This window comes from Streptomyces sp. enrichment culture, from assembly GCF_964273145.1.
In the GTDB taxonomy this organism is placed as follows: Bacteria; Actinomycetota; Actinomycetes; order Streptomycetales; family Streptomycetaceae; genus Streptomyces.
This window is the reverse complement of record NZ_OZ186873.1, coordinates 1,059,521-1,084,863: the sequence shown is the minus strand read 5'-3', so window position 1 is coordinate 1,084,863 and position 25,343 is coordinate 1,059,521. Positions and strand designations below refer to the sequence as shown.

The 25,343-nt window shown below is 74.5% G+C and carries 23 protein-coding genes; 16 read left to right on the top strand and 7 right to left on the bottom strand.

Going from position 1 to position 25,343, the window contains the following annotated elements:
- Positions 1–57 precede the first annotated feature (57 nt).
- Entirely contained in the window at positions 58–1,590 is a 1,533-nt protein-coding gene (locus tag ACSU6Z_RS04955) for a cytochrome P450 (protein WP_437043222.1), read from the top strand.
- An 87-nt stretch (positions 1,591–1,677) separates the two neighbouring features.
- Here the strand turns inward: ACSU6Z_RS04955 and ACSU6Z_RS04950 are convergent, their stop codons facing one another.
- The 3 genes from ACSU6Z_RS04950 to ACSU6Z_RS04940 form a co-directional block, all read right to left on the bottom strand.
- The gene (locus tag ACSU6Z_RS04950) at positions 1,678–2,640 is read right to left on the bottom strand and encodes an RluA family pseudouridine synthase (protein WP_437043220.1); all 963 of its coding nucleotides are present in this window, start codon (positions 2,638–2,640) and stop codon (positions 1,678–1,680) included.
- 80 nt (positions 2,641–2,720) lie between these two features.
- The gene (locus ACSU6Z_RS04945; protein ID WP_437043218.1) at positions 2,721–3,563 is read right to left on the bottom strand and encodes a siderophore-interacting protein; all 843 of its coding nucleotides are present in this window, start codon (positions 3,561–3,563) and stop codon (positions 2,721–2,723) included.
- A gap of 103 nt (positions 3,564–3,666) precedes the next feature.
- Positions 3,667–4,596 carry a 5'-3' exonuclease gene (locus tag ACSU6Z_RS04940; protein ID WP_437050181.1) on the bottom strand — a complete coding sequence of 310 codons (930 nt, stop codon included), beginning with the start codon at positions 4,594–4,596 and terminating at the stop codon, positions 3,667–3,669.
- A 217-nt stretch (positions 4,597–4,813) separates the two neighbouring features.
- On the opposite strand from ACSU6Z_RS04940, the gene ACSU6Z_RS04935 reads away from it, so the two are divergent.
- From ACSU6Z_RS04935 to ACSU6Z_RS04915, 5 genes are all read left to right on the top strand, one after another.
- Positions 4,814–5,902: a quaternary amine ABC transporter ATP-binding protein gene (locus ACSU6Z_RS04935; RefSeq protein ID WP_437043216.1), complete on the top strand. Its 1,089-nt coding sequence runs from the start codon at positions 4,814–4,816 to the stop codon at positions 5,900–5,902.
- Entirely contained in the window at positions 5,895–8,510 is a 2,616-nt protein-coding gene (locus tag ACSU6Z_RS04930) for an ABC transporter permease/substrate binding protein (RefSeq protein WP_437043214.1), read from the top strand. Before ACSU6Z_RS04935 ends, ACSU6Z_RS04930 begins: the two co-directional genes overlap by 8 nt.
- A 401-nt stretch (positions 8,511–8,911) precedes the next feature.
- Positions 8,912–9,481, top strand: coding sequence for a helix-turn-helix domain-containing protein (locus tag ACSU6Z_RS04925; protein WP_437043212.1), 570 nt, complete (start codon positions 8,912–8,914; stop codon positions 9,479–9,481).
- 11 nt (positions 9,482–9,492) lie between these two features.
- A complete protein-coding gene (locus ACSU6Z_RS04920; protein ID WP_437043210.1) occupies positions 9,493–10,212 on the top strand; it encodes a helical backbone metal receptor in 720 nt (239 codons plus the stop codon).
- Positions 10,213–10,443: 231 nt separating this feature from the next.
- Positions 10,444–11,379, top strand: a complete 936-nt coding sequence (locus ACSU6Z_RS04915) for a LysR family transcriptional regulator (RefSeq protein WP_437043208.1) — start codon at positions 10,444–10,446, stop codon at positions 11,377–11,379.
- Positions 11,380–11,572: 193 nt separating this feature from the next.
- On the opposite strand, the gene ACSU6Z_RS04910 is transcribed toward ACSU6Z_RS04915, so the two are convergent.
- Both ACSU6Z_RS04910 and ACSU6Z_RS04905 read right to left on the bottom strand, forming a co-directional pair.
- On the bottom strand, positions 11,573–12,274 hold the full coding sequence (locus tag ACSU6Z_RS04910; protein ID WP_437043206.1) for a gamma-glutamyl-gamma-aminobutyrate hydrolase family protein: 702 nt from the start codon (positions 12,272–12,274) through the stop codon (positions 11,573–11,575).
- Positions 12,275–12,374: 100 nt separating this feature from the next.
- Positions 12,375–13,118 (bottom strand): FadR/GntR family transcriptional regulator, encoded by a 744-nt coding sequence (locus ACSU6Z_RS04905; protein WP_437043204.1) that lies wholly within the window; start codon positions 13,116–13,118, stop codon positions 12,375–12,377.
- A 95-nt stretch (positions 13,119–13,213) separates the two neighbouring features.
- Here ACSU6Z_RS04905 and ACSU6Z_RS04900 point away from each other — a divergent pair, with 95 nt between their 5' ends.
- Genes ACSU6Z_RS04900 through ACSU6Z_RS04890 form a run of 3 tightly spaced genes read left to right on the top strand, consistent with a single transcriptional unit; the run spans position 13,214 to position 16,812 of the window.
- Positions 13,214–14,578, top strand: coding sequence for a glutamine synthetase family protein (locus ACSU6Z_RS04900; RefSeq protein ID WP_437043203.1), 1,365 nt, complete (start codon positions 13,214–13,216; stop codon positions 14,576–14,578).
- Between the two features lie 57 nt (positions 14,579–14,635).
- Positions 14,636–16,009 (top strand): aldehyde dehydrogenase family protein, encoded by a 1,374-nt coding sequence (locus ACSU6Z_RS04895; RefSeq protein WP_437050179.1) that lies wholly within the window; start codon positions 14,636–14,638, stop codon positions 16,007–16,009.
- Entirely contained in the window at positions 16,006–16,812 is an 807-nt protein-coding gene (locus ACSU6Z_RS04890; RefSeq protein WP_437043201.1) for a 3-oxoacyl-ACP reductase, read from the top strand. The genes ACSU6Z_RS04895 and ACSU6Z_RS04890 overlap by 4 nt, the downstream gene beginning before the upstream one ends.
- A 19-nt stretch (positions 16,813–16,831) precedes the next feature.
- Here the strand turns inward: ACSU6Z_RS04890 and ACSU6Z_RS04885 are convergent, their stop codons facing one another.
- On the bottom strand, positions 16,832–18,034 hold the full coding sequence (locus ACSU6Z_RS04885) for an amino acid deaminase/aldolase (protein WP_437043199.1): 1,203 nt from the start codon (positions 18,032–18,034) through the stop codon (positions 16,832–16,834).
- An 818-nt stretch (positions 18,035–18,852) separates the two neighbouring features.
- Here ACSU6Z_RS04885 and ACSU6Z_RS04880 point away from each other — a divergent pair.
- From ACSU6Z_RS04880 to ACSU6Z_RS04870, 3 genes are all read left to right on the top strand, one after another.
- A complete protein-coding gene (locus tag ACSU6Z_RS04880) occupies positions 18,853–19,986 on the top strand; it encodes a hypothetical protein (RefSeq protein ID WP_437043197.1) in 1,134 nt (377 codons plus the stop codon).
- Positions 19,983–21,167 (top strand): type VII secretion-associated serine protease mycosin, encoded by a 1,185-nt coding sequence (mycP, locus tag ACSU6Z_RS04875; protein ID WP_437043195.1) that lies wholly within the window; start codon positions 19,983–19,985, stop codon positions 21,165–21,167. The genes ACSU6Z_RS04880 and mycP overlap by 4 nt, the downstream gene beginning before the upstream one ends.
- Before the next feature lie 227 nt (positions 21,168–21,394).
- Complete coding sequence (locus ACSU6Z_RS04870; protein WP_437043194.1) at positions 21,395–22,126, top strand: SseB family protein; 732 nt, start codon at positions 21,395–21,397, stop codon at positions 22,124–22,126.
- A gap of 33 nt (positions 22,127–22,159) precedes the next feature.
- Here ACSU6Z_RS04870 and ACSU6Z_RS04865 read toward each other — a convergent pair whose 3' ends face one another.
- Positions 22,160–22,516 carry a DUF1844 domain-containing protein gene (locus ACSU6Z_RS04865; protein WP_358783467.1) on the bottom strand — a complete coding sequence of 119 codons (357 nt, stop codon included), beginning with the start codon at positions 22,514–22,516 and terminating at the stop codon, positions 22,160–22,162.
- Between the two features lie 402 nt (positions 22,517–22,918).
- Between ACSU6Z_RS04865 and infC the strand changes: the two genes are divergently transcribed.
- The 4 genes from infC to ACSU6Z_RS04845 all read left to right on the top strand — a co-directional run bounded on the left by infC (position 22,919) and on the right by ACSU6Z_RS04845 (position 25,323).
- Positions 22,919–23,572 (top strand): translation initiation factor IF-3, encoded by a 654-nt coding sequence (infC, locus tag ACSU6Z_RS04860; protein ID WP_078648369.1) that lies wholly within the window; start codon positions 22,919–22,921, stop codon positions 23,570–23,572.
- A 112-nt stretch (positions 23,573–23,684) separates the two neighbouring features.
- Positions 23,685–23,879 (top strand): 50S ribosomal protein L35, encoded by a 195-nt coding sequence (gene rpmI, locus ACSU6Z_RS04855; RefSeq protein ID WP_003977225.1) that lies wholly within the window; start codon positions 23,685–23,687, stop codon positions 23,877–23,879.
- A 99-nt stretch (positions 23,880–23,978) separates the two neighbouring features.
- Entirely contained in the window at positions 23,979–24,362 is a 384-nt protein-coding gene (gene rplT / locus ACSU6Z_RS04850; RefSeq protein WP_200261503.1) for a 50S ribosomal protein L20, read from the top strand.
- A gap of 100 nt (positions 24,363–24,462) precedes the next feature.
- Positions 24,463–25,323 (top strand): TrmH family RNA methyltransferase, encoded by an 861-nt coding sequence (locus tag ACSU6Z_RS04845; RefSeq protein WP_437043191.1) that lies wholly within the window; start codon positions 24,463–24,465, stop codon positions 25,321–25,323.
- Positions 25,324–25,343: the final 20 nt, after the last annotated feature.

The window sequence follows — 25,343 nt, the reverse complement described above, 5'->3', positions numbered from 1 at the left end:
CACGCCCCGTGCGCGCCCCCGACTTCCCCCGACCCCTTCAGTTTCGGAGCGACCACTGTGACGCCTGAACCCCACGCCCCGACCGGAACGGGCGACCCCGCACCCGCACCGCCCCCCGGCTGCCCCGCGCACGGGGACCCGCACCGGCTCCACACGGCGGAGGACCTGGAAGAGCTGTACGAGAGACTCCGGGCGGAGCACGGCCCCGTCGCACCCGCGCTGCTCCACGACGACGTGCCCGTCTGGGTGGTCCTCGGGCACGCGGAGAACCTGCACATGGTGCGCGCGCCCGCGCACTTCTGCCGGGACAGCCGCATCTGGACCCCGCTCAAGGAGGGCATGGTCCGGCCCGACCACCCGCTCATGCCGCACATCGCCTGGCAGCCCATCTGCTCCCACGCCGAAGGGGACGAGCACAAGCGGCTGCGCGGCGCGGTCGCCGGCGCCATCTCCGCGATCGACTTCCGGGACCTGCGCCGCCACATCAACCGGCACACCCAGCGGCTCGTCAACCGGTTCTGCCAGGAGGGCCGCGCCGACCTCGTCGGGCAGTTCGCCGAGCACCTGCCGATGGGCGTCATGTGCGAGATCCTCGGCATGACGGGCGAGTACGACGACCGGCTGGTGGAGGCCACCCGCGACGCGCTCAAGGGCACCGACACCGCCATCGCCAGCCACGCCTACGTCATGGACGCCCTGGAGCGGCTCACCGCGCGCCGCCGCGCCGAGCCGGCCGAGGACTTCGCCAGCCACCTCATCACCCACCCGGCCCGGCTGACCGACGACGAGGTCCGCGAGCACCTGCGCCTGGTCCTCTTCGCCGCCTACGAGAACACCGCCAACCTCATCTCCAACGTGCTGCGCGTGGTGCTCACCGACCCGCGGTTCCGCGCCCAGCTCAGCGGCGGCCAGATGACCGTGCCCCAGGCGGTCGAGCAGTCCCTGTGGGACGAACCGCCGTTCAGCACCATCTTCGCCTACTTCGCCAAGCAGGACACGGAGCTGGGCGGCCGGCGCATCCGCCGGGGCGACGGACTGCTCCTCGGCATCGCGCCGGGCAACGTCGACCCCCGGGTGCGGCCCGACCGGCACGCCGACATGCAGGGCAACCGTTCCCACCTCGCCTTCGGCGGAGGCCCGCACGAGTGCCCCGGCCAGGACATCGGCCGGGCCATCGCCGACACCGGCGTCGACGCGCTGCTCATGCGGCTGCCGGACGTGCAGCTCGACTGCGACGAGGACGAGCTGCGCTGGCGGTCGTCGATCGCGTCACGCCACCTGGTGGAACTGCCGGTGCGTTTCGAACCGAAGCCGCAGCAGAGCGTGCGGGAGCAGCCGAGCCACCGCCCGATCCCGGCGCAGCGCGCCTCCTGGCAGGTCGGGACGGAGCGGCCGCCGGCCGTGCCGGACGCCGTGGGTCCGCCGGCCGTGCCGGTTCCGCCGGGGCCGTCGAGCGGGGGACAGCCGCAACCGCAGCCCGCGCCCGTTCCTCCGCACCCCGGGGTGGCCGCCCCGCCACAGCCGGCGCCGTCCGCGGACCGTCCGCCAGGGGTGTGGCAGCGCGCGCTGAGCCGGTGGCGCGGTCACTGACGCGCGGGCCGGAGAGTACGGCATCCCGGCCGGCGGGGCCCGGGCAGCGGTGCGCGGACGCTCCCCGCGGCCGTGCCGCCGGGCCGGTCAGCGCTGTGCGGCCCAGCGGTCGTACGCCACCCAGGCGTCCAGCGTCCGCCCGCTGCGGAACCGGTGCTGCCGCCCCGTGACCGGATCGGTGAACTCCAGCTCCCGCGCCAGGAGCTGGAGCGGCCGACGGAAGTCGCCGGCCGGCGCGGGCGCGGCCACCTCCGGATAGAGGGGGTCACCGAGGATCGGCACGCCGAGGGCGTTCATGTGCACGCGCAGCTGGTGCGTCTGGCCGGTGGCGGGCACCAGCCGGTACCGGCCCAGTGCGGTACCCCGTTCCGGGCGGTGCCCGATCAGCTCGACGCGGGTGACGGCGTTCGGCTCGCCCGCGACCTCCCGGGCGGTCAGCACCCCCCGCTCCTTCACGATCCTGCTGCGCACGGTCCGCGGCAGCGCGAGCGACGGGTCGTACGGGGCGACGGCCTCGTACTCCTTGCGCACCCGCCGGTCGCGAAAGAGCGTCTGGTACGCGCCGCGCTCCTCGGGCCGCACCGTGAACAGCACCAGCCCCGCGGTGAGCCGGTCCAGACGGTGCGCGGCGGTCAGCGCCGGAAGGCCCAGCTCCCGGCGCAGCCGCGCGAGCGCGGTCTCGGCGACATGGCCGCCGCGCGGGGTGGTGGCCAGGAAGTGCGGCTTGTCGGCGACGACGATGTGCTCGTCGCGGTGGACGACCTCCAGCGGGAACGGCACCGGCACCTCGGCGGGCAGCTCCCGGTGGAACCACACGAACAGGCCCGGCTCGTACGGCGCGTCCGCCGCCACCGGCCGGCCGTCCGCGCCGACGACCAGGCCGGCGTCGAACATCCCGTCGACGACCCCGGCGCCCGCGCCGGACAGCCGCTCCACCAGGTGTTCGCGCACCGTGGCCCACCGCCCGGCCGCGGGCAGCCGTACCCGTACGGGGTCCACCCCGTGGCGCTGGGGGAGGGGGGAGGGCGGGGGAGGGGTACGGCGTCTCATCGCGAGCAAGGGTACGAGGCCGTCGGACGGCGGCGGGCGGGACGTGCGCGGAACCGCGCGCCGGACGGCGCCGTGGTGCCCTACGCCGCGGGCGCGCTCTCCTGCTCCGCCTCGACCCGGGCGTTCCACTCCCGCTTCGAGGCCTGCCAGCCGTCCTCGTCGTGACCGAGGCGCCAGTAGCCGGAGATGGACAGGTCCTCGCGGGGAATCGCGCGCTCCACACGGAGCAGCCTGCGCAGCTCCTTCACGCAGCCCGCCTCGCCGTGCACGAACGCGTGCACCCGCCCCGGGGGGAACTCCAGGGCGCGTACGGCCTCGACCAGGGCCTGGCCGACGGGCCGGTCCCCGCGGTGCAGCCAGACCACCTCCACATCGGAGTCGATCTTCTGCTCCTCCTCCGGACCGGCGACCTCCACGAAGGCGTGCGCGCGTGCGCCGCCGGGCAGTGCCTCCAGGGAACGGGCGATCGCGGGCAGCGCGCTCTCGTCACCGGCGAACAGGTGCCAGTCGGCGGCGGGGTCGGGGGCGTAGGCGCCACCGGGGCCCATGAAGCGCACGGTCTCGCCCGGCCGGACGCGCAGCGCCCAGGGGCCGGCCAGCCCCTCGTCGCCGTGGATGACGAAGTCCAAGGTCAGCTCCCGGTGCTCGGCGTCCCACTGGCGGACCGTGTACGTCCGGGTCACCGGCCACCGGTCGCGCGGGAACTCCTCCCGGATCCGCTCCATGTCGAAGGGCTCCGGGTAGGTGACGCCCTCGGCGGGGAAGAGCAGCTTCACGTAGTGGTCGGTGCAGGTGTCCGCCGAGAAGCCGGCGAGGCCTTCGCCGCCGAGGACGACGCGCTGCATGTGCGGGGTCAGCCGCTCGGTGCGGACGACCTGCGCGGAGTGGGGCTTCCGCGGCTTGCGTACCGGTCGATCTGCCATGACGGCCTCCCTGCTCCCCTGGACTTAGGTTTACCTAAGTTAGCATCTCCCGCCCGTGGGGCGCCGCAGGAACCACAGGGTTCGTGTACCCCTCCCCGGTCGCCTATGCGGTGAGGGTCGCCAGCAGCCGCTCCAGCGACCCGCCCAGTCCCCAGCGGGCCGTCAGCGCCTCCAGGGCCGCGGGGTCGCGCGGGGCGCGCGGCAGGGCGGTGCCGACGTCCGGCAGCGGTGCGTCGTCGGCGACCCGGACGACCTTCGGGGCGACGGCGAGATACGGCCGGGCCTCGGTCAGGCGCCTGCGCTGCGCCGGTGTGAGCCTCGCCGCCGGGTCGTCGACCGCGGCCATGATCCCGGCCAGGTCACCGAATTCGGCGAGCAGCCTGGCGGCCGTCTTCTCGCCGATGCCGGCCACCCCCGGCAGCCCGTCGCTCGGGTCGCCCCGAAGCAGTGCCAGGTCGGCGTAACCGCGGCCGTCGACGCCGTACTTCCCGCGCAGCACGGCCTCGTCGGTGAGCTGGAGGGTGCCGACGCCCTTGACCGGGTACAGCACGCGGACACCGCGCCCGTCGTCGACCAGCTGGTACAGGTCGCGGTCGCCGGTGACGATGTCGACCGGGCCCCGGGCGCGGGCGGTGAAGGTGCCGATGACGTCGTCGGCCTCGTACCCCGGCACGCCCACGCGCGCGATGCCGAGCGCGTCGAGAACGGCCTCGATGACCGGCACCTGCGGGGACAGCGTGTCGGGCACCTGCTCCCGGTCCGGGCCCGCGGCGCGCTCCTCGGCGACGCGGTGCGCCTTGTAGGTGGGGATCAGCTCCACCCGCCACCGCGGGCGCCAGTCGGCGTCCATGCAGGCCACCAGGTGGTCGGGGCGGTGGTCCCGCACCAGCCGGTCGATGAAGTCCAGCAGGCCGCGCACGGCGTTCACCGGCGTGCCGTCCGGGGCCTTCACGGACTCCGGGACGCCGAAGTAGGCGCGGAAGTAGAGGGACGGGGTGTCGAGGAGCATCAGTCGTCCGGTCACGCCACGCATCATGCCGCAGGCGGACGCCGGTCCCGGTCGCGGGGCGAAGGCGCGGGCCCGGCCGGGAGTGGGGACCCGGGGCGCGAGGGGAGTGTGAGCCGGATCACTTGAGTGTTTGGGGTGGGGGCGATGGGGCAGGCGCGCTCCCGGATCAAAGCTTGTTGCAGGTTTCAACTTTTGCTCTGGCTTCGTATCCCTGTCCCTGTCCCCGAGGCAAGAGGTAAGCGTGTCAGCGAGGCTTGAGGCCGAGCACCTGTACAAGGTGTTCGGCAGAAAACCGGACCAGGCAGTCGAACGGCTGCGCCAGGGCGCCGACCGGGAGGAACTGCGCGCCGACGGGACCACGGCCGCCGTCATCGACGCCTCCTTCACCGTGGAGCCGGGTGAGATCTTCGTCGTGATGGGCCTGTCCGGCTCCGGCAAGTCCACGCTGCTGCGCATGCTCAACGGGCTCCTGGAGCCCACCGCGGGGCACGTCCGCTTCGGCGGCCAGGACCTCACCGAACTCGGCGACCGCGGGCTGCGCGAGGTCCGCTCGAAGAAGATCAGCATGGTCTTCCAGCACTTCGCGCTCTTCCCGCACCGCAGCGTCCGCGACAACGCCGCCTACGGCCTGGAAGTGCAGGGCGTGCCCCGCGCCGAGCGTGAACGCCGCGCCGACGAGGCGCTCGCCCTGTGCGGCCTGGCCGGCTGGGAGAAGTCCTGGCCGGACGAGCTGTCGGGCGGCATGCAGCAGCGCGTGGGCCTCGCCCGCGCGCTCGCCACCGACGCCGACCTGCTGCTGATGGACGAGTCCTTCAGCGCGCTCGACCCGCTGATCCGCCGCGACATGCAGGACCAGCTGCTGGAGCTGCAGAAGACGCTGAAGAAGACGATCGTCTTCATCACCCACGACCTCAACGAGGCCATGCGCCTGGGCGACCGCGTCGCCGTCATGCGCGACGGCCGGATCGTGCAGCTGGGCACCGCGCAGGACATCCTGATGCGCCCCGCCGACGACTACGTCGCCTCCTTCACCCAGGACGTCGACCGCTCCCGCGTCCTGACGGCCGGCGCCGTCATGGACCGCGACGTACGCGGTGACGAGGCCGACTGCGACTGCGAGACCGCCACCCCGGCCACCCCGTTCGTCGAGCTGTGCGCCATCAGCGCCCGCCTGCCGCACCCCGTGGCCGTACTGGACGAGGGCGGCGAACTCGTCGGAGTGGTCCCGCGACAGCGTCTGGTCGGCTTCCTCGGGGACGAGCGGGCCGTCCCGGGCACCTGTGACTCCACCCGGCGCCGGGGCGGCGGGAAGGTGATGGCCCGTGCCTAGGATCCCGCTCGGCGACTGGGTCAACGACGCGGTCGACTGGCTGCTCGCCCACGTCTCCTGGCTCTTCGACTTCCTCAAGTCCCTCTTCACCGGCGCCTACGAGGGCATCAACGCCGTCCTCCAGGCGCCCGAGCCCTTGCTGCTCGCCGGCATCTTCGCGGTGCTGGCCTTCTGGCTGCGCGGCACGCTCGCCGGTGTCCTCGCCTTCGCGGGATTCGCGTTCATCGACTCCCTCGAACTGTGGGAGGACGCGATGGTGACCCTGTCGCTGGTCCTCGTCGCCACGATCATCGCCCTGGTCGTCGCGGTGCCCGTGGGCATCTGGGCGGCCCGTTCGGACCGCGTCAGCGGCCTGGTCCGGCCGGTGCTGGACTTCATGCAGACGCTGCCCGCGATGATCTACCTCATCCCGGCGATCCTCTTCTTCGGCACCGGTGCCTCCGCGGGCATCGTCGCCACCCTGATCTTCGCGCTCGCCCCCGGCGTGCGCATGACCGAGCTCGGCATCCGCCAGGTCGACAGGGAACTGGTCGAGGCGGCCGAGGCGTTCGGCACCACCCGCCGCAACACCCTGCTGCGCGTCCAGCTGCCGCTCGCGCTGCCCACCGTGATGGCGGGCGTCAACCAGGTGATCATGCTCGGCCTGTCCATGGCCGCGATCGCCGGCATGGTCGGCACCGGCGGCCTCGGCGGCGACGTCAACGAGGCCATCGGCCAGCTCAACGTCGGTCTCGGCTCCGAGGCCGGTGTCGCCATCGTGATCCTCGCGATCTACCTGGACCGGATGACCGGTGCCCTCGGCACCCAGGTCTCGCCGCTCGGCCGCCGTGCCGCCGCCCGCGCCCGGGCCGCGCAGGGCCTGAAGTTCTGGTCCTACCGGCCGCGCCCGCAGATCGCCGTCGTCGCCGTCGTGGTCCTCGCGCTCGTCGCGGGCGGCATGGGCCTGTCCGGCGGCGGCTCGGACCCGGACGGCGCCGCCGACGGCGGGGACGTCGGCCGCGGCAAGAAGGTCAGCATCGGCTACATCCCGTGGGACGAGGGCGTCGCCTCCACCTTCCTGTGGAAGGAGATCCTCGAACGGCGCGGCTACCGGGTCGAGGCCAAGCAGTTCGAGGCCGGCCCGCTCTACACCTCCCTCGCCCAGGGCAGCGTCGACTTCCAGACCGTCGGCTGGCTGCCGACGACCCACTCCCAGTACTGGAAGAAGTACGGCGACCGGCTCGACGACCTCGGCACCTGGTACGGCCCCACCTCCCTGGAGCTGAGCGTCCCGTCGTACGTGGAGGACATCGACTCCCTGGACGACCTCAAGGGCAAGGCCGCTCTCTTCGACGGGAGGATCACCGGCATCGAGCCCAGCGCCGGCGAGATGGGCCTGCTCAAGGGCAAGGTCCTCAAGGAGTACGGCCTGGACCGGGAGTACGAGGTCGTCGACAGCTCCACCCCGGCGATGCTGGCCGAGCTGAAGCGGGCCTACGACAAGAAGGAACCGATCGTCGTCACGCTCTGGTCGCCGCACTGGGCGTACAACGACTACGACCTGAAGAAGCTGAAGGACCCCAAGGGCGCCTGGGGCGAGGGCGACGGCGTGCACACGCTGTCCCGCAAGGGTTTCGCGCAGGACGACCCGGTCGTGGCCGGGTGGCTGAAGGACTTCGAGCTGGACGAGAAGCAGCTCACCAGCCTGGAGGCCGAGATCAACAAGGTCGGCAAGGGCCACCGGCAGGACGCCGTGCGCACCTGGCTGAAGGACCGCCCCGGCCTCGTCGACGAGCTCGCCCCGGTCCCCTCCGGCGCCGGTGCCGCCCCCGCCGAGGCCGAGCGGCCCCTGAACGTGGCCTGGTTCCCCTGGGACGAGGACATCGCCGTCACCCACCTGTGGAAGAACGTCCTCCAGCGACGCGGCTACAAGCTGAACCTGAAGCAGATGGAGATCGGCCCGGTCTACACCGGCCTCGCCTCCGGCGACATCGACCTCAACTTCGACGCCTGGCTGCCGCACGCCCAGAAGAACTACTGGGACCAGCACAAGGACAGCCTGACCGACCTCGGCACCTGGTACGAGCCGACCTCGCTGGAGATCGCCGTGCCCTCCTACGTCAAGGACGTGAAGTCCATGGCGGACCTCAGGGGCAAGGCCGACCGGTTCGACGGGAAGATCATCGGCATCGAGCCGGGCACCGGCCAGATGAGCATCCTCAAGGACGAGGTCCTGCCGGGCTACGGCCTGGACGAGGAGTACGAGGTCGTCGACGGTTCCACCCCGGCGATGCTGGCCGAGCTCAAGCGGGCCTACGCCGAGAGGAAGCCGGTCGCGGTCGCGCTGTGGTCGCCGCACTGGGCGTACAGCAAGTACGAGCTCACCAAGCTGAAGGACCCGAAGAAGCTCTGGGGCGAGGGCAACACCATCCGCACCATCGCCAGCGAGGAGTTCCCCGAGCGGTACCCGCAGCTCACGGAGTGGATCAAGAACTTCCGGATGAGCGAGGAGGAGCTCGGCAGCCTGGAGAGCGAGATCGAGGACCACGGCCAGGGGCACGAGCAGGAGGCCGTGGCCGCCTGGCTGGAGGAGCACCCGGGCATGGTGGACCGGATGACCCCCCGGTAACACCGCCCGACCGCCCCGAGGGGTGGATCCGCCCGTGCCGCGAGAGCATGGGGGGGTCCACCCTTCGTCGTACGGCCACCGGGTGCGGGACACGGCAAGGATCCGGACAACCGCGAAGCGCCGTGCCACCACCCGGACCGGAGCGCCGCCGGGTCCGCGGAGCGGGCGGGAACACACGGGACCGCCCGCTCCTTGAACCGGGGGCGTGCCCGGTGCCGCGCCGGAACGGCGATCGGGTGGCGCGAAACCGTGAGGTACCGGTCGCCGCGATGTGACGTCGATGTGACGGGCGCATGAAACGGTTTGCCGAACATGCGTAGGGTGCAGAGAAGCCGGCAGAAGGAGACCGCCCGGCAGCGGGCGGCGGCAGCGCGGCGACGGGCGGAGGAGGGAGCCGAGCGATGGGCGATCACAAAGAGCAGCCCCTGCGGGTGGGCGCGGCCGTCCGGCGGCGGCGCCGGGCCCTGGAGCTGACGCTCGCCGTCGTGGCCGAGCGCAGCGGCCTGTCCGTGCCCTTCCTCAGCCAGATCGAGAACGACCGGGCCCGCCCCAGCACCGGTTCGCTGGAGAAGGTGGCCGACGCCCTGCGCACCACCGCCGTGGAGCTCCTGGCCGCCGCCGACCCCGCGTGCAGCGTGGACGTGGTGCGGGGCGAGGACCCCGAGCCGCCGTTCGAGCCCAAGGTGCGGTCCCTGGTGCGCGGACACCACCAGATGCACGCCTCGGAGTTCACCGGGGACCACGACGCGGGCCGTGAACTGCAGTACCGCAACGACCAGTTGATGTACGTCGCCGAGGGCGCCGTGGAGATCGAGGCCGAGGGCCGCGCCTACCGGCTGGGCCGCGGTGACACCCTGTACCTCACCGGCGGGGTGCGGCACCGCTGGCGGGCGACGGTGCCCGAGACCCGGCTGATCGTCGTCGCGGTCGCCGAGCACATCGAAGCGGTGCGCAACCGGCCCCGCCCGTGAAGGCCGCGCCCGTGAGGGCCGTCTCCCTGGTGCCCTCCCTGACCGAGGCCGTGGCCCGCACGGTCCCCGGAGCGCTCGCCGGTGTCACGGACTGGTGCACGCACCCGGCCGGCCTGGACGCCGTACGCGTCGGCGGCACCAAGAACCCGCAGGTGGAACGGATCGTCGCCCTCGCCCCCGACCTGGTGATCGCCAACGAGGAGGAGAACCGCGCCCCGGACCTGGACGCCCTGCGCGCGGCGGGCATCGAGGTGCTGGTCACCGAGGTGCGTACCGTGCCGCAGGCGTTCGGGGAGCTGGCCCGGGTGCTGGCGGCGTGCGGCGCCCGCTCCCGGCCGCGCTGGCTGGACGAGGCGGAGGAGACCTGGTCGGCCCTCGCGCCGCCCGCGCGCCGGACGACGGCGGTGGTGCCGATCTGGCGCCGGCCGTGGATGGTGCTGGGCCGGGACACCTTCGCGGGCGACGTCCTGGCCCGCCTCGGTGTCGACCACCTGTACGCCGGCCATCCCGACCGCTACCCGAAGGTCCCCGTCGAGGAGATGCGGGCGGCCCGCCCGGACCTGGTGGTGCTCCCCGACGAGCCGTACCGCTTCACCGCCGCCGACGGCCCCGAGGCCTTTCCCGCACTGCCCTGCGCACTGGTCGGCGGACGGCACCTCACGTGGTACGGGCCGTCGCTGGCCGAGGCGCCGCGGGTGCTGGGGCGGGCGCTGCGAGCAGCGCGCCGCTGACCGGGCCGCGCACGGTGCACGCGGCCGCGGCGGCCCACGCGGCGACCAGGACGGCGTACAGGCCGACGGCCGAGGCGCGTACCGGTTGGGGCCGAGACGGCGGACGGCCGCCGCACGGGCCGGGCGCGCCGCGGCGGGGAGGGGCTGAACTGCGGTGGCCATACCCCACCGTGTCGGATTCCCGGCCTCCTGAGCAGGGAGCATGTTCCCATCGGGGCATAAGCTGGAGTTATGAGCGACACGGGAGAACGGGAGGATTCCGCGCAGACGCCCGCCGGTTCGCTGGCCCACCGGGTGCCCGACCTCGGAGCCCTGGAGCTGCTGCTGGCGGTGGCGCGGCTGGGCAGCCTCGGCGGTGCGGCGCGCGAGCTCGGCATCACCCAGCCGGCCGCCAGCAGCCGCGTCCGCTCCATGGAGCGCCAGCTGGGCGTCGCCCTGGTGGACCGCTCGCCGCGCGGGTCCCGGCTCACCGACGCCGGTGCGCTGGTCACGGACTGGGCGCGGCGGATCGTGGAGGCGGCGGAGGCGTTCGACGCGGGGGCGCAGGCGCTCAAGGACCGCAGGGACTCGCGGCTGCGGGTGGCGGCGAGCATGACCATCGCCGAATACCTGCTGCCGGGCTGGCTGCTCGCGCTGCGCGCCCAGCGGCCGGACACGGCGGTGTCGCTGCTGGCCGGGAACTCGACGGCGGTGGCGAAGCGGCTGCTGGCCGACGAGGCCGACCTCGGGTTCGTGGAGGGGCTCAGCGTCCCCTCCGGCCTGGACTCCGCGGTCATCGGCCACGACCGGCTGATCGTCGTCACCGCCCCCACCCACGCCTGGGCCCGCCGCCGGCGCCCGCTGGCGGCCGAGGAGCTCGCGTCGACCCCGCTGATCCTCAGGGAGAAGGGCTCCGGTACCCGCCAGGTCCTCGACGCCGCCCTGGGCGGCCTCGCCCGCCCGCTGATCGAACTCTCCTCGACCACCGCCGTGAAGGCGGCGGCGGTCGGCGGCGCCGGCCCGGCCGTCCTCAGCGAACTCGCCGTCGGCGAGGAACTGGCGATGCGGCGCCTGGTGAGCGTCCCCGTGGCGGACGTCTCCCTCGCCCGCGACCTGCGCGCCGTCTGGCCGGCGGGCCACCGGCCGGCGGGCCCGGCCCGGGAACTGCTGTCCCTGACCCGCGGGTGAGGACCGGCACGCGGGACGGCGGATGGCGTCCGCCACTCGCGTCGGGGCTCGTGCGGTCCGCGCGGGCGCGGGTCGTGGGCGGCGCCGGGTGCGGGGCGCGGGCGGCGCCGGGAGCGGACCGCGGGCGGTGCCGGGCGCCGCGCCTGCCCGTGGCGCCCGCGCGCGGACGCGGTGCCCGCGCAGGGGCGCGGCCTCAGCGCGGGACCCGGGACGCCCCGGTCGCCTCCACCAGCGCCCGCACCACCCGTGCGTCCTCACCCATCTCCGGGTGCCACTGCACCCCCAGCACCCAGGGACCGGACGGCAGTTCCACGGCCTCCACCGTTCCGTCCGCCGCGCGCGCCGACACCACCAGGCCCGTGCCGAGGCGGTCCACCGCCTGGTGGTGGAAGACCGGCACGGAGATCTCCTCCGGGACGGCAGCGGCGTACCGCGTGCCCGGGACCGGCTCGACGGGGTGACGGCCGAAGACGCCCGGGGTCCCGGCGTGGCCGTCGAGATGCTGGACGAGGGTGCCGCCGAGGGCGACGTTCAGCAGTTGCATGCCCCGGCAGATGCCCAGCAGCGGGACGCCCCGTGCCAGGGCCGCGTCGATCAGGGCCAGCTCCCAGGTGTCCCGGGCGCGGTCGGGCGGGCCGGTGCGCGGGCCGGGTACGGCGCCGTAGCGGGCCGGCTCGACGTCCGGGCCGCCCGTGATCACCAGCCCGTCCAGCCGGGCCACGGCCGCGGCGGCGTGCTCCGGCGCGTCCGGCGGGAGCATCGCCGCCAGGCCGCCCGCCCGCTGCACCATCCGCGGGTACCCGACGGGCAGCAGCGCCGCCTCCAGCTCCCACACCCCCCAGCGCGTCCCGGACTCCAGGTACGTACTGAGGCCGATCAGCGGCCTGCCCGTCATCCGCCCTCCCCGCAATGGACCGGACCCGTACCTTTACCGAAGGGCCCGCGGCACGGCAAGACGCACGGCGTGGCGGAGCACCCGGCACCCGCCCTCGCGCTCACGCTCCCGCCAGGAACCCGCGCAGCAGCGCCGCCGTCCCCGCGCAGTGCTCCCGCATGGCCTCCCGCGCCCCCTCCTCGTCCCCGTCGAGCACCGCCTCGACCAGCGCGGTGTGCTGGCGCTGGGAGTGCTCCAGGTTGCGGACCAGCAGGGGGACGCAGTCGAGGAGGTCGTTCACCGTCGCCCGCACCGCCGCGTACTGCGTGGTCAGCGTCGGCGATCCGCACAGCTCGGCGAGGGTGAGGTGGAGCATCGTGTCCGCGCGGCGGTAACCGGCCGGCGGCGCCGCGCGCGTCCCGGCCAGCGCCCGCCGCAGCCGCCTCGCCCGGCCCCCGTCCAGGCCGTGCGCGGCGCACAGCCCGGCCGCGCCCACCTCCAGCACCTCCCGGAAGCGCAGCACGTCCTCCAGGTCGACCCCGGCGACCCGGCGCCGCAGCTCGTCCTCGCCGCCCGCGTCCGCCCGCGGCAGCACAAACGTTCCGCCGTACCGCCCGCGCCGCGACTCCACCAGCCCCTGCTCGTGCAGCACCCTCAGCACCTCGCGCAGCGTCACCCGGCTGACCCCCAGCCGCCCGGCCAGCTCCCGCTCGGCCGGCAGCCGCTCGCCCTCCGCCACCAGCCCCAGCCGCACGACCTGGAGGATCTGCTCCAGCGCCTCCTCGAAGCCGTTGCCCGCCCGCACCGGCCGCAGCACCGGCGCCAGCCGGTCCGCCACCGTGCCGCCGCCGGTCTCCTCCGCCATGCGGCCGCGTCCCCTTCCCAAGCAATGGTTCCCGGCAATACCTTATGGCTCCTGGCCGGCCGGCCCAGTGCGCAGCAGGCCCGAGGAGGCTCTCCGTGGCAGACCGCACAGCGCCGCTCGGCGTCGAGGAACTGCACGCCCTCGTCGCCGGCGGGGAGATCGACACCGTCGTCCTGGCCTTCCCCGACATGCAGGGACGCCTCCAGGGCAAGCGGTTCGCCGCGCGCTTCTTCCTCGACGAGGTCCTCCACCACGGCACCGAGGGCTGCGACTACCTCCTCGCCGTCGACGCCGAGATGAACACCGTCGACGGCTACGCCATGTCCTCCTGGGACCGCGGCTACGGCGACTTCGCCCTGCACCCCGACCCGGACACCCTGCGCCGCGTCCCCTGGAACGAGGGCACCGCGCTGCTCGTCGCCGACCTCGCCTGGAGCGACGGCTCCCCGGTCACGGTCGCGCCCCGCCAGATCCTGCGCCGCCAGCTGGAGCGCCTGGCCGCGCACGGCCTGACCGCCCAGGTCGGCACCGAGCTGGAGTTCATCGTCTTCAAGGACACCTACGAGCAGGCCTGGGACGCCGGCTACCGGGGGCTGACCCCGGCCAACCGGTACAACATCGACTACTCCGTCCTGGGCACCGGCCGCGTCGAGCCCCTGCTGCGCCGCATCCGCAACGAGATGGCCGGCGCCGGCCTCACCGTCGAGTCCGCCAAGGGCGAGTGCAGCCCCGGCCAGCACGAGATCGCCTTCCGCTACGACGAGGCCCTCGTCACCTGCGACCAGCACGCGATCTACAAGACCGGCGCCAAGGAGATCGCCGCCCAGGAAGGCGTCTCCCTCACCTTCATGGCCAAGTACGACGAACGCGAGGGCAATTCCTGCCACATCCACCTCTCGCTCGCCGACCGCGACGGCCACGACGTCATGACCGGGGACGGGCCCGGCGGCATGTCCGCCCTCATGCGGCACTTCCTCGCCGGACAGCTCGCCGCACTGCGCGACTTCTCGCTCCTCTACGCCCCGAACATCAACTCCTACAAGCGGTTCCAGCCCGGCTCCTTCGCCCCCACCGCCGTCGCCTGGGGCCACGACAACCGCACCTGCGCCCTGCGCGTGGTCGGCCACGGCCGCTCCCTGCGCTTCGAGAACCGGCTCCCCGGCGGCGACGTCAACCCCTACCTGGCGGTCGCCGGGATGGTCGCGGCCGGGCTGCACGGCGTCGAGCGGAAGCTGGAACTGCCCGAGCCCTGCCCCGGAAACGCCTACACCGCCGGCTTCGCGCACGTCCCGGCGACCCTGCGCGAGGCCGCCGAACTCTGGGGGAACAGCCCCCTCGCCCATGCCGCCTTCGGCGACGAGGTCGTCGCCCACTACCGGAACATGGCCCGCGTCGAACTGAACGCCTTCGACGCCGCCGTCACCGACTGGGAGCTGCGCCGCTCCTTCGAACGCATGTGAGGCCCCCTCGTGCCCGACGACCTGTCCGACGACCTGTCCGGTGAACCGTCCGACGGCCTGCCCGACGAACTGCACGTCCTGAACCCCGCGACCGAGGAGACCATCGCCACCGTCCCCGCCGCCAAGGCCGCCGACGTCGAGGCCGCCGTCGCCCGGGCCGCGCGGGCGCAGGCGCGGTGGGCCGCCCTCGCCCCCGGCGAGCGGGCCCGGCTGCTGCGCCGCTTCGCCGCCGCCGTCGACGACCACCTGGAGGAACTGGCCCGCCTGGAGGTCCGGGAGGCCGGCCACACCCTCGGCAACGCCCGCTGGGAGGCGGGCAACGTCCGCGACCTGCTCGACTACGCCGCCGGGGGAGTGGAGCGGCTGACCGGCCGCCAGATCCCGGTCCCCGGCGGCCTCGACGTCACGATCCTCGAACCCCTCGGCGTCGTCGGCGTCATCGCCCCCTGGAACTTCCCCATGCCCATCGCGGCCTGGGGCACGGCCCCCGCCCTCGCGGCGGGCAACGCGGTCCTCCTCAAACCCGCCGAGGTCACCCCGCTCACCGCCCTGCGCCTCGCCGAACTCGCCCTGGCCGCGGACCTGCCGGAACACCTGTTCCAGGTGCTGCCCGGCCACGGCCCGGTCGCGGGCGACGCGCTCGTCACCCACCCCGGCGTCGCGAAGATCGTCTTCACCGGGTCGACGGCGGTCGGCAGGCAGGTACTGGCCAAGGGCTCCGCCCACCTCAAGCGCGTCACCCTCGAACTCGGCGGCAAGAGCCCCAACATCGTCTTCGCCGACGCCGACCTGGAGGCCGCCGCGGCCGCCGCGCCCATGTCCTTCCTCGACAACGCGGGCCAGGACTGCTGCGCCCGCACCCGCATCCTCGTCCAGCGCACCGTCCACGACCGCTTCCTCGGCCTGCTCGCCCCCGCCGTCGAGTCCGTCGTCGTCGGCGACCCGGCCGACGAGCGCACGCAGATGGGCCCGCTGATCTCCCGCCGCCAGCTCCAGCGGGTCCGCTCCTGTGTCCCCGAGGACGCCGCCGGCATCCGCGGCAAGGCCCCCGAGGGCCCCGGCTTCTGGTACCCGCCCACCGTCCTCACCGGCGTCGACCCACGCGCGCGCGTGGCCGTGGAGGAGGTCTTCGGCCCCGTCGCCGTCGTCCTCCCCTTCGACGACGAGGCCGACGCCGTCCGCCTCGCCAACGCCACCGACTACGGCCTGTCCGGCTCGGTCTGGACCCGCGACGTCGGCCGCGCGCTGCGCGTCACCCGGGCCGTCCGCGCCGGGAACCTGTCCGTCAACTCCCACTCCAGCGTCCGCTACTGGACCCCGTTCGGCGGCTTCAAACAGTCCGGCCTCGGCCGTGAGCTCGGCCCGGACGCCCTGACCGCCTTCACCGAGACCAAGAACGTCTTTATCAGCACGGAGGGCCCCGCACAGTGACCGCGCAGACCTCGGCCTCACCCACCCCGGACGCCGTCTGCCGCCGCCTGGCCGGCCGCACCGCCGTCGTCACCGGAGCCGGCAGCGGCATCGGCCTCGCCTCCGCCCGCCGCCTCGCCTCCGAGGGCGCCCACGTGGTGTGCGGCGACATCGACGAGGAGCGCGGCAAGGCGGTGGCGCAGGAGACCGGCGGCACCTTCGTCAAGGCCGACGTCACCGACCCCGGACAGGTCGAGGCCCTGTTCCGGGCGGCGTACGACACCTACGGCAGCGTCGACGTCGCCTTCAACAACGCCGGCATCTCCCCGCCCGAGGACGACTCCATCCTGGAGACCGGCCTGGAGGCGTGGAAGCGAGTCCAGGAGGCCAACCTCACCTCCGTCTACCTGTGCTGCAAGGCCGCCCTGCCCTACATGCGGCGCCAGGGCAAGGGCTCCATCATCAACACCGCGTCCTTCGTGGCCCGCATGGGCGCGGCGACCTCGCAGATCTCCTACACGGCCTCCAAGGGCGGCGTCCTCGCCCTCTCCCGCGAACTGGGCGTGCAGTTCGCCCGCGAGGGCATCCGCGTCAACGCCCTGTGCCCCGGCCCCGTCAACACCCCCCTGCTCCGGGAGCTGTTCGCCAAGGACCCGGAGCGCGCCGCGCGCCGCCTGGTCCACATACCCCTCGGCCGGTTCGCCGAGGCCGAGGAGATCGCCGCCGCCGTCGCCTTCCTGGCCAGCGACGACTCCTCCTTCGTCAACGCCACCGACTTCCTGGTGGACGGCGGGATCTCCGGCGCCTACGTCACCCCCCTGTAGGACGGAGCCCGAACGGCGCTCAGAGGAACGTACGGCCCTCGCCGCGATACGTCGGCACGGTCGCCGTCACCCGCTCGCCCTCCACCAGGTGCAGCACGTCGAACCGCTCGCACAGCTCACCGGCCTTGGCGTGCCGGAACCACACCTTGTCCCCGATCAGGAGGTCGTCGGCGGGGAAACCGAGCAGCGGCGTCTGCACCTCGCCGGCCCCCTCCCGCGGGTCGTACCGCAGCCCCGGGGGCAGATACGGCTCCGGAAGCCGGTCCGCCCCGGGGACCCCGGAGGCCGGGTAGCCCCCGCCGAGGACCGTCACCGCCCCCGCCCCCGGCCGCCGTACGACGGGCTGGGCGAACAGGGCCGCCGGACGGCCGCTGAACGACGTGTAGCCGTCGAACAGCCGCGGCACGTACAGCCCCGACCCGGCGGCGATCTCCGTGACCGCGGCCTCCGCCGCGGTGTGCTGCACACTGCCGGTGCCGCCGCCGTTGACGAACTCCAGGTCCGGCACCACCGCCCGCACCGCCCGCACCGCCTCGGCCCGCCGCCCGGCCAGCTCCCGGCGCGCGGCGGCCTGCATCAGCCGGACCGCGCGCGACCGCAGCGGCCGACCCGCCACCGCGTCCCCGACCCCGGCGACGTGCCCCTCGTACGCCATGAGCCCCACGACCCTGAACCCCGGCCGCCGGTCCACCAGGCGGGCCAGATCGGCGAGCTGCGCCGGGGAGCGCAGCGGCGAGCGGCGGGCCCCGACGCGCACCCGTCCGCCCAGCAGCCGCAGTGACGTGTCCAACTCCAGGCAGACCCGCACCACTTCACGGCCGTCCCCGCGCGCCTCGTCGATCAGCCGCAGCTGCGCCGGGTCGTCCACCAGCACGGTCACGGCCGCGGCCAGCTCGGGATCGGCGGTCAGCTCGGCGAAGGAGGCCCGGTCCGCCGACGGATAGGCGAGCAGCACGTCCTCGACACCGGAACGCGCCAGCCACAGCGACTCGGCCAGCGTGAACGACATGACGCCCGCGAACCCGTCCCGGGCCAGGACGCGTTCGAGCAGCGCCCGGCAGCGCACGGACTTGCTGACGACGCGGATCGGCTTGCCCCCGGCACGCCGGACCAGATCGCCGGCGTTGGCGTCGAACGCCTCCAGGTCGACGATGGCCAGCGGGGCGTCGAGACGGGCGGTGGCCCGGTCGTAACGGGCCCGGTCGGTGGGGCGCGCGGTCATGAACGCAGCCTGCCAGACGGGATTACCGCAGGGTAGGGACGATCCGGGCCAAAGCCGCGGTCGTCCGGACCGGTTCCCCTCCGGAGGGCGGCACGCCGTAAAGTGACGCGCACGCACGGCGGAACGACTCCTGCCGGAGGTCCGTACGGGGTGGCGGTCCGGTCGTGCGGGTACGCGTGCCCGGGAGGAGCAGCGCCCGCCGGGCCAGGGCAGGAGGACCCGCGTCCGCGCACGAGGAAGAGGCGGCGGCCCGGGCACGAGGGAACGGGGAGTGCATGAGCACGGACGCGCGACGCGCCTCCTCCCCCTCGAGCCCCCCGAGTCCCGCGACCCCGCCCCGCCCCGGCACCCCCGAACCCCCGCCGCGGACGGCACACGCCCCGGACCCCACCGTCACGGCCCGCTCCGCGCCGGCTCCCGCCTCCGCCGCCGGGCCCCGCACCCCGCACCCCGGCCCCATGCCCCCGCCGCAGGCACCCGTCACGGCCCGCCCCGCGCCGGCTCCCGCCTCCGCCGCCGGGTCCCCCATCCCGCACCCCGGCCCCATGCCCCCGCCGCAGGCACCCGCGCCGGGCCCTTGCGGCGCCGCGGACTCCCCCGCCCCGGCCACCGGATCCACCCCGCCGCCGCCCCCGGCGTCCGCCCGCTTCCCGGACGCGCCGCCAGCGGTCGGCCTCCCGGCGCCGAGCGGGCCGCCCGGCCCGCCGGCACCGGGCAGCGCCGTACCCGCCGGCCCGGACGGGCGGCCGCAGGCACCGGCACCCCGCACCGGCGCCCCCGCCCAGACGCCGTCCGAGACGACCACCCGGCTGCGCCCGGTGCGCCCCGCCGGCGGCCCCGGCCGACCGCGACCCCGGGCCGCCACCGCCTCACCGCACCCGGCGCCCCGCGCCGACGGCCCCGCCGAGAGGCCCTCCGAGACCACCACCCGGCTGCGCCCGGTCCCGGCGGAGGCGCCGGCACCGGCCGGAAGCGCCCTCGACGGCACGGGCGCGCCCGGCGGCCCGGACGACGGGCGCACACCGCCCCCCATATCCACCGGTGCGGTCCCCGCCACCCCGGCTCCCCGGCCCCGGAACACTCCCGCCCCCGGCGCCGGCCGGCCCTTCACACCGTTCGGCCCGCCGCCCGAGCAGTACGGCGGACCCGAGCAGTACGGCGCGTACGACGGGCAGGCCCGGTCCCGCCGCCCCGGCGGTCAGGGGCGCCCCCGGATCGTCGCGGCCGCCGTCTGCCTCGTCCTCGGCGTGGGCCTCGTCGGCGGCGCCGTCACCGGCGGCTGGCTCACCGGGGGCCCGGGGGAGGGCGGCGCCCGCGGCGCGTTCGCCGCGGCCGGGGACCTGTGGCACAGCGTGCCGGTCGACCGGCTCTTCCCGCCGACCGTCCAGGGCCGGGGGGCCGGCCCCGGCGGCGCCGACCGCACCTGGACGCGGATCGCCGTCGCCCCGGACAGCGGCTGCGCGGACGCCTTCGACCCGCTGCTGCGCAAGGCCCTCGACCCGGCCGGCTGCGCCCGCCTGCTGCGCGCCACCTACACCGACGCCACCCAGAGCCACGTCACCACCGTCGGCCTGCTCTTCACCCGGGCCGACGCCGCCGCGACGGCCTCGCTGGCCCGCCGCTTCGAGAAGGAGGGCCTGGCCCGCCGCAGCGACCTCATGCCCCTGCCCTACGCCGCGAGGGGCACCGCCGCCGCCGGCTTCGGCGCCGGGCAGCGCGCCTCGTGGACCGTCTCCGTCCTCACCGACGCCCCCGTCGTCGTCTACGCCGTCTCCGGCTGGGCCGACGGCCGCGCCGTCGACGACCCGCAGCCCGCCGAGGAGGCCATGGAACCCGGCGCCACCACCGCCCCCGCCCAGGCCGGCCTCGGCCACGAGGCCCGCGGCCTCGCCGACCGCATCGAACGGGGCCTGCGCAAACACGCCGCCTCCGCCACGGAGCAGCCCTCGTGACCGTCCCGTCCCGCCGCGCCGCGGCCCTCGGCGTCCTCCTCGCCGCCGCCCTCGCCCTCGTCCCGCCCACCACCGCGTACGCCGACGGCATCCGCGCCAAGCAGTGGGCCCTGGACGCCCTGCACACCCGGCAGATCTGGCGCACCACCAAGGGCGAGGGCGTCACCGTCGCCGTCCTCGACACCGGCGTCGAGGCCGACCATCCCGATCTCGCCGGCAACGTTCTCACCGGCAAGGACATGGTCGGTTTCGGAGCGGAGCAGGGCGACCGCGCCTGGGCCCGCCACGGCACCGCGATGGCCGGGATCATCGCCGGCCACGGACACGGCCCCGGCGGCGCCGACGGCGTCATGGGCGTCGCCCCCGAGGCGAAGATCCTGCCCGTCCGCGTCATCCTGGAGGACGCCGACCCCTCCCGCGCCGAGGCCCGCAAGACCCGCGGCAACGCCCTCGCCGACGGCATCCGCTGGGCCGCCGACCACGGCGCCGACGTCATCAACCTCTCCCTCGGCGACGACTCCGCCTCCGCCCACCCCGAAGCCACCGAGGACGAGGCGATCCAGTACGCCCTGAGGAAGGGGGTGAGCGTCGTCGCCTCCGCCGGCAACGGCGGCGAGAAGGGCGACCACATCTCCTACCCGGCCGCCTACCCCGGCGTCATCGCCGCGACCGCCGTCGACCGCTACGGCACCCGCGCCTCCTTCTCCACCCGCCGCTGGTACGCCACCGTCAGCGCCCCCGGCGTCGACATCGTGATCGCCGACCCCGACCACCGCTACTACGAGGGCTGGGGCACCAGCGCCGCCGCCGCGTTCGTCTCCGGCGCCGTCGCCCTCCTCAAGGCGGCCCACCCCGGACTCACCCCCGCCCAGGTCAAGCGGCTCCTGGAGGACACCGCCGGCGACGCCCCCGCCGGCGGCCGCGACGACTCCCGCGGCTTCGGCTTCATCGACCCCGTCGCCGCCATCGAGGCCGCCGGCCGCCTGGAGCCGGAGCGCCTCGAGCCGGCGGCGTACGGCGAGGAGTACTTCGGCCCCGGCCCGGACACCGGCCGCCCCGAGGGCGGCACCGCCGCCTGGGCCGCCCCGCTCGCGGGCGGCGCCGGCGGCGTCCTGCTGGTCGCGGCGGCCGTCCTGTGGCGCGGGCGCCGCACCCGCCACGACCGCCCCCAGCTGTATTGACCAGGAGCGTCGTCGACGGCCGCAGGGCCTGATCACGGCGAAGGCCTCCGGTGCGGCGGAGCCGTCCGGGACCGCACCGCACGGGGATCTCCGCATCCTCCGTAGTGCCCGGCCGACCGCTCACGGCGGGCGGCTGCCGATCGAGCGCGTCCGGCCACGCCGGCCCCCGGCGCACCCGGACGGGCCCGCACCGACCCCGCCTCCTCCCCCCGATAGGGTCGGGGACCGTGGCGAACAAGAACATCCCCGACTCCGGCTTCCCCGACGACGACGGCTCCGCCGACCCCCGGCTGAGCGCGGCGCTCGCGGCCTGGGCCGAGGACCGCACCGCCGTCGGCCCGGTCCTCGCGGCCCTCAGGGACGCCCGGCTGCTCGTCCCCGTCGTGGCCGTGCTCGGCGAGGCCGAGGAGGACGAGAGGGGGCTGCGCCGCGAGAAGACCAGCGAGATGGCCGTCCCCACCCTGAAGGCCGCGGGCCGCACCGCCCTGCCCGCCTTCACCTCCACCGACACCCTCGCCCGCTGGGACCCGGCGGCCCGCCCGGTCGCCGTCCCCCTGCACCAGGCCCTCCAGGCCGCCGCCCACGAGAAGGCGGACACGATCGTGCTGGACCTGGCCGGACCGGTCCCGTTCGAGCTGACCGGGCCCGCGCTGCTGGCGCTCGCGGAGGGCCGTACGACGACCGACCCGCTTGCCGACCCCGCCGTCGTGGAGGCCGTGCGCCGCGCCGTGGCCGCCGAACCCGCCGTCCTGCGCGCCCACCTCGGTCCGGGACAGGCCGACGGCACCCTCGCCCTCGTCCTCGACCCGGCCGTCGCGCCGGCCGAGGCCGCCCGCGCGATCGCCGGGCGCCTGGCCGCCGACGAAACGCTCAGGGCCCGCCTGGTGCGCGGCCTCGACCTGGCGCTGCTGCCGGCCGGGGCGACGCCGCCGGGCGAGCCCTTGTACGTACGTCGGTGAAGCGTCGGTGAATCAGGCGGTGGGGCGGGCGGATCAGCCGTAGACGGGACCCGTGTACTTCTCCCCGGGGCCCTGGCCCGGTTCGTCCGGGACGAGCGACGCCTCGCGGAACGCCAGCTGCAGCGACTTCAGGCCGTCGCGCAGCGGCGCCGCGTGGAACGAGCTGATCTCGGTCGCGCTCGCGTCCAGCAGGCCGGCCAGCGCGTGCACCAGCTTGCGGGCCTCGTCCAGGTCCTTGTGCGCGTCACCCTCCTCGGTCAGGCCGAGCTTCACCGCGGCGGCGCTCATCAGGTTCACGGCGACCGTCACGATCACCTCGACCGCCGGGACCTCGGCGATGTCGCGGGTCATGGCGTCGAAGTCGGGCGTCTCAGGAGGGGTCTCACTCATGCCCACACGATAGGGCCAGGCACGGGCCCCCTTGACAGCAGGCGACCGGGAGGCACCGGGTTAGCGCGCGCATCCCGGAACTGCTAACCTGGTGTAACGACCGGTCGGACGTCATGCCGTGGCTCTGTCTCACGGCGGCGGCGCCCGACCCACAAGTGGAGGCTTCCGAACTCCCACCTGGCCGTCCCCCGGGACGGCGGGTCACCGGTCAGGCGGTCCCGCTCCGGCGGCGACCGGCCCGAAAGCGCGCCCCGCGGTCACGCGGCGGTGTTCCGGTAGTTCGCGGAGCCCCGTTGTGATCGTCCGGGGCATTTTTTCTGTCTCGGCGCGGTTAGGTCTAACGAACACAGACGTTACGCGGCTGTCCGCCAGACCGTCGCGTGGTGCTACCGAGGAGGATCCATCAGCGCCGAGCCCCGCATCAACGACCGGATTCGCGTTCCCGAGGTGCGACTTGTCGGTCCCAGCGGCGAGCAGGTCGGGATTGTCCCGCTTGCCAAGGCCCTGGAGCTTGCGCAGGAGTACGACCTCGACCTCGTCGAGGTCGCGGCGAACGCCCGTCCGCCCGTGTGCAAGCTCATGGACTACGGGAAGTTCAAGTACGAGTCGGCCATGAAGGCCCGTGAGGCGCGCAAGAACCAGGCGCACACGGTCATCAAGGAGATGAAGCTCCGGCCGAAGATCGACCCGCACGACTACGACACCAAGAAGGGTCACGTCGTCCGGTTCCTCAAGCAGGGCGACAAGGTCAAGATCACGATCATGTTCCGTGGTCGCGAGCAGTCCCGGCCCGAGCTGGGCTACCGGCTGCTGCAGCGCCTCGCGGAGGACGTCCAGGACCTCGGTTTCGTCGAGTCGAACCCGAAGCAGGACGGCCGCAACATGATCATGGTCCTCGGTCCGCACAAGAAGAAGACCGAGGCGATGGCCGAGGCTCGCCAGGCGCAGGAGGCCCGCAAGGCGGAGGCGAAGGCCAATCCCGGCCGTTCGATGAACGCCGCGGACCCCGACGCCGCCAACGCCGAGGCTCCGGCCGACGCTTCCGCCGAGGCGTGATCCCCGGGGGCGCGAGTCCCCCAGGAAGTAACCGAAACAAGAGCGACGCTCCACCGTGCCCGGTTCTCGCGACCGGGCACCGGAGCGCCACCGACGAGGAGAGAACGGCGCTATGCCGAAGAACAAGTCGCACAGCGGTGCCAGTAAGCGCTTCAAGATCACCGGCTCCGGCAAGGTGCTCCGTGAGCGCGCCGGCAAGCGCCACCTGCTCGAGCACAAGTCGTCCCGCGTGACGCGTCGCCTCACCGGCAACGCCGAGATGGCCCCGGGCGACGCCGCGAAGATCAAGAAGCTTCTCGGCAAGTGACGCGGCGGCGCCCCACCGGGCGCCGTACGTCAGGACCGGGACCCCATCGATTCCGGGCCGCGTGAGCACCACCGCGGCCCCGCTACAAGGAGTTAACAAGTGGCACGCGTCAAGCGGGCAGTCAACGCCCACAAGAAGCGCCGGGCGATCCTCGAGCAGGCCTCCGGCTACCGCGGTCAGCGTTCGCGCCTGTACCGCAAGGCCAAGGAGCAGGTCACCCACTCGCTGGTCTACAACTACAACGACCGCAAGAAGCGCAAGGGCGACTTCCGTCAGCTGTGGATCCAGCGCATCAACGCCGCTGCCCGCGCCAACGGCATCACGTACAACCGCTTCATCCAGGGCCTGAAGGCCGCCAACGTCGAGGTCGACCGCAAGATCCTCGCCGAGCTGGCCGTCAACGACCCGACCGCGTTCGCCGCGCTCGTCGAGGTCGCCCAGAAGGCGCTGCCGAGCGACGTCAACGCGCCGAAGGCCGCGTGACGCGCCGGCCCTGAGCCGACGTGACGAAAGGGACCCGCAGGCCGGCCCGGCCTGCGGGTCCTGCCGTGTCCGTGAACCGCCGAACCCCAAGGTGAACCGCATGCCCCCCGCCTCCCCCGAGCTGATCTCCCCCCGCTCCCCGCGCGTCCTGGCCGCACGGCGGCTGGCCAAGCGGAACTTCCGGGGCAAGGAACGGCTCTTCCTCGCCGAGGGGCCGCAGGCGGTACGGGAGGCGGCCACGCACCGGACCGGCGGGACCTCCCCGCTCGTCGAACTGTTCGCCACCCCCGAGGCCGCGGACCGCTACGCCGACATCATCGGCGCCGCCCGTGACGCCGGCGCCCGCGTCCACCTCGCCGCCGAGCAGGTCATCGCCGACATCTCCACCACCGTCACCCCGCAGGGACTCGTCGGCGTCTGCCGGTTCCTGGACACCCCCTTCGACGACATCCTCGCCGCCCGCCCCCGGCTCGTCGCCGTCCTCGCCCACGTCCGCGACCCCGGCAACGCCGGCACCGTACTGCGCTGCGCCGACGCCGCCGGAGCCGACGCCGTCGTCCTCACCGACGCCTCCGTCGACCTGTACAACCCCAAGGCCGTGCGCGCCTCCGTCGGCTCCCTGTTCCACCTGCCCGTCGCCGTCGGCGTCCCCGTCGAGCGGGCCGTGGCCGGGCTGAGGGAGACCGGCGTCCGGGTGCTGGCCGCCGACGGCGCGGGCGAGTGCGACCTGGACGCCGAACTCGACCGCGGCACCATGGGCGGGCCCACCGCCTGGGTCTTCGGCAACGAGGCCTGGGGGCTGCCGGAGGAGACCCGCGCCCTCGCCGACGGCGTCGTCCGCGTCCCCATCCACGGCACGGCCGAGAGCCTGAACCTCGCCACCGCCGCCGCCGTCTGCCTGTACGCGTCCGCGCGTGCACAGCGCGCCGCCGGCGGGTGCCGCTCCGTCACCAAGAGCTAGTAGGGTGGCCTGCTCGGGGG

Bases quoted from the DNA above. Each gene is read 5' to 3' on its own strand.
- ACSU6Z_RS04950 (WP_437043220.1), bottom strand. From the start codon at position 2,640: ATGAGACGCCGTACCCCTCCCCCGCCCTCCCCCCTCCCCCAGCGCCAC.
- ACSU6Z_RS04945 (WP_437043218.1), bottom strand. From the start codon at position 3,563: ATGGCAGATCGACCGGTACGCAAGCCGCGGAAGCCCCACTCCGCGCAG.
- ACSU6Z_RS04940 (WP_437050181.1), bottom strand. From the start codon at position 4,596: ATGCGTGGCGTGACCGGACGACTGATGCTCCTCGACACCCCGTCCCTC.
- ACSU6Z_RS04925 (WP_437043212.1), top strand. From the start codon at position 8,912: ATGGGCGATCACAAAGAGCAGCCCCTGCGGGTGGGCGCGGCCGTCCGG.
- ACSU6Z_RS04915 (WP_437043208.1), top strand. From the start codon at position 10,444: ATGAGCGACACGGGAGAACGGGAGGATTCCGCGCAGACGCCCGCCGGT.
- ACSU6Z_RS04910 (WP_437043206.1), bottom strand. From the start codon at position 12,274: ATGACGGGCAGGCCGCTGATCGGCCTCAGTACGTACCTGGAGTCCGGG.
- ACSU6Z_RS04905 (WP_437043204.1), bottom strand. From the start codon at position 13,118: ATGGCGGAGGAGACCGGCGGCGGCACGGTGGCGGACCGGCTGGCGCCG.
- ACSU6Z_RS04885 (WP_437043199.1), bottom strand. From the start codon at position 18,034: ATGACCGCGCGCCCCACCGACCGGGCCCGTTACGACCGGGCCACCGCC.
- ACSU6Z_RS04865 (WP_358783467.1), bottom strand. From the start codon at position 22,516: ATGAGTGAGACCCCTCCTGAGACGCCCGACTTCGACGCCATGACCCGC.
- rpmI (WP_003977225.1), top strand. From the start codon at position 23,685: ATGCCGAAGAACAAGTCGCACAGCGGTGCCAGTAAGCGCTTCAAGATC.
- ACSU6Z_RS04845 (WP_437043191.1), top strand. From the start codon at position 24,463: ATGCCCCCCGCCTCCCCCGAGCTGATCTCCCCCCGCTCCCCGCGCGTC.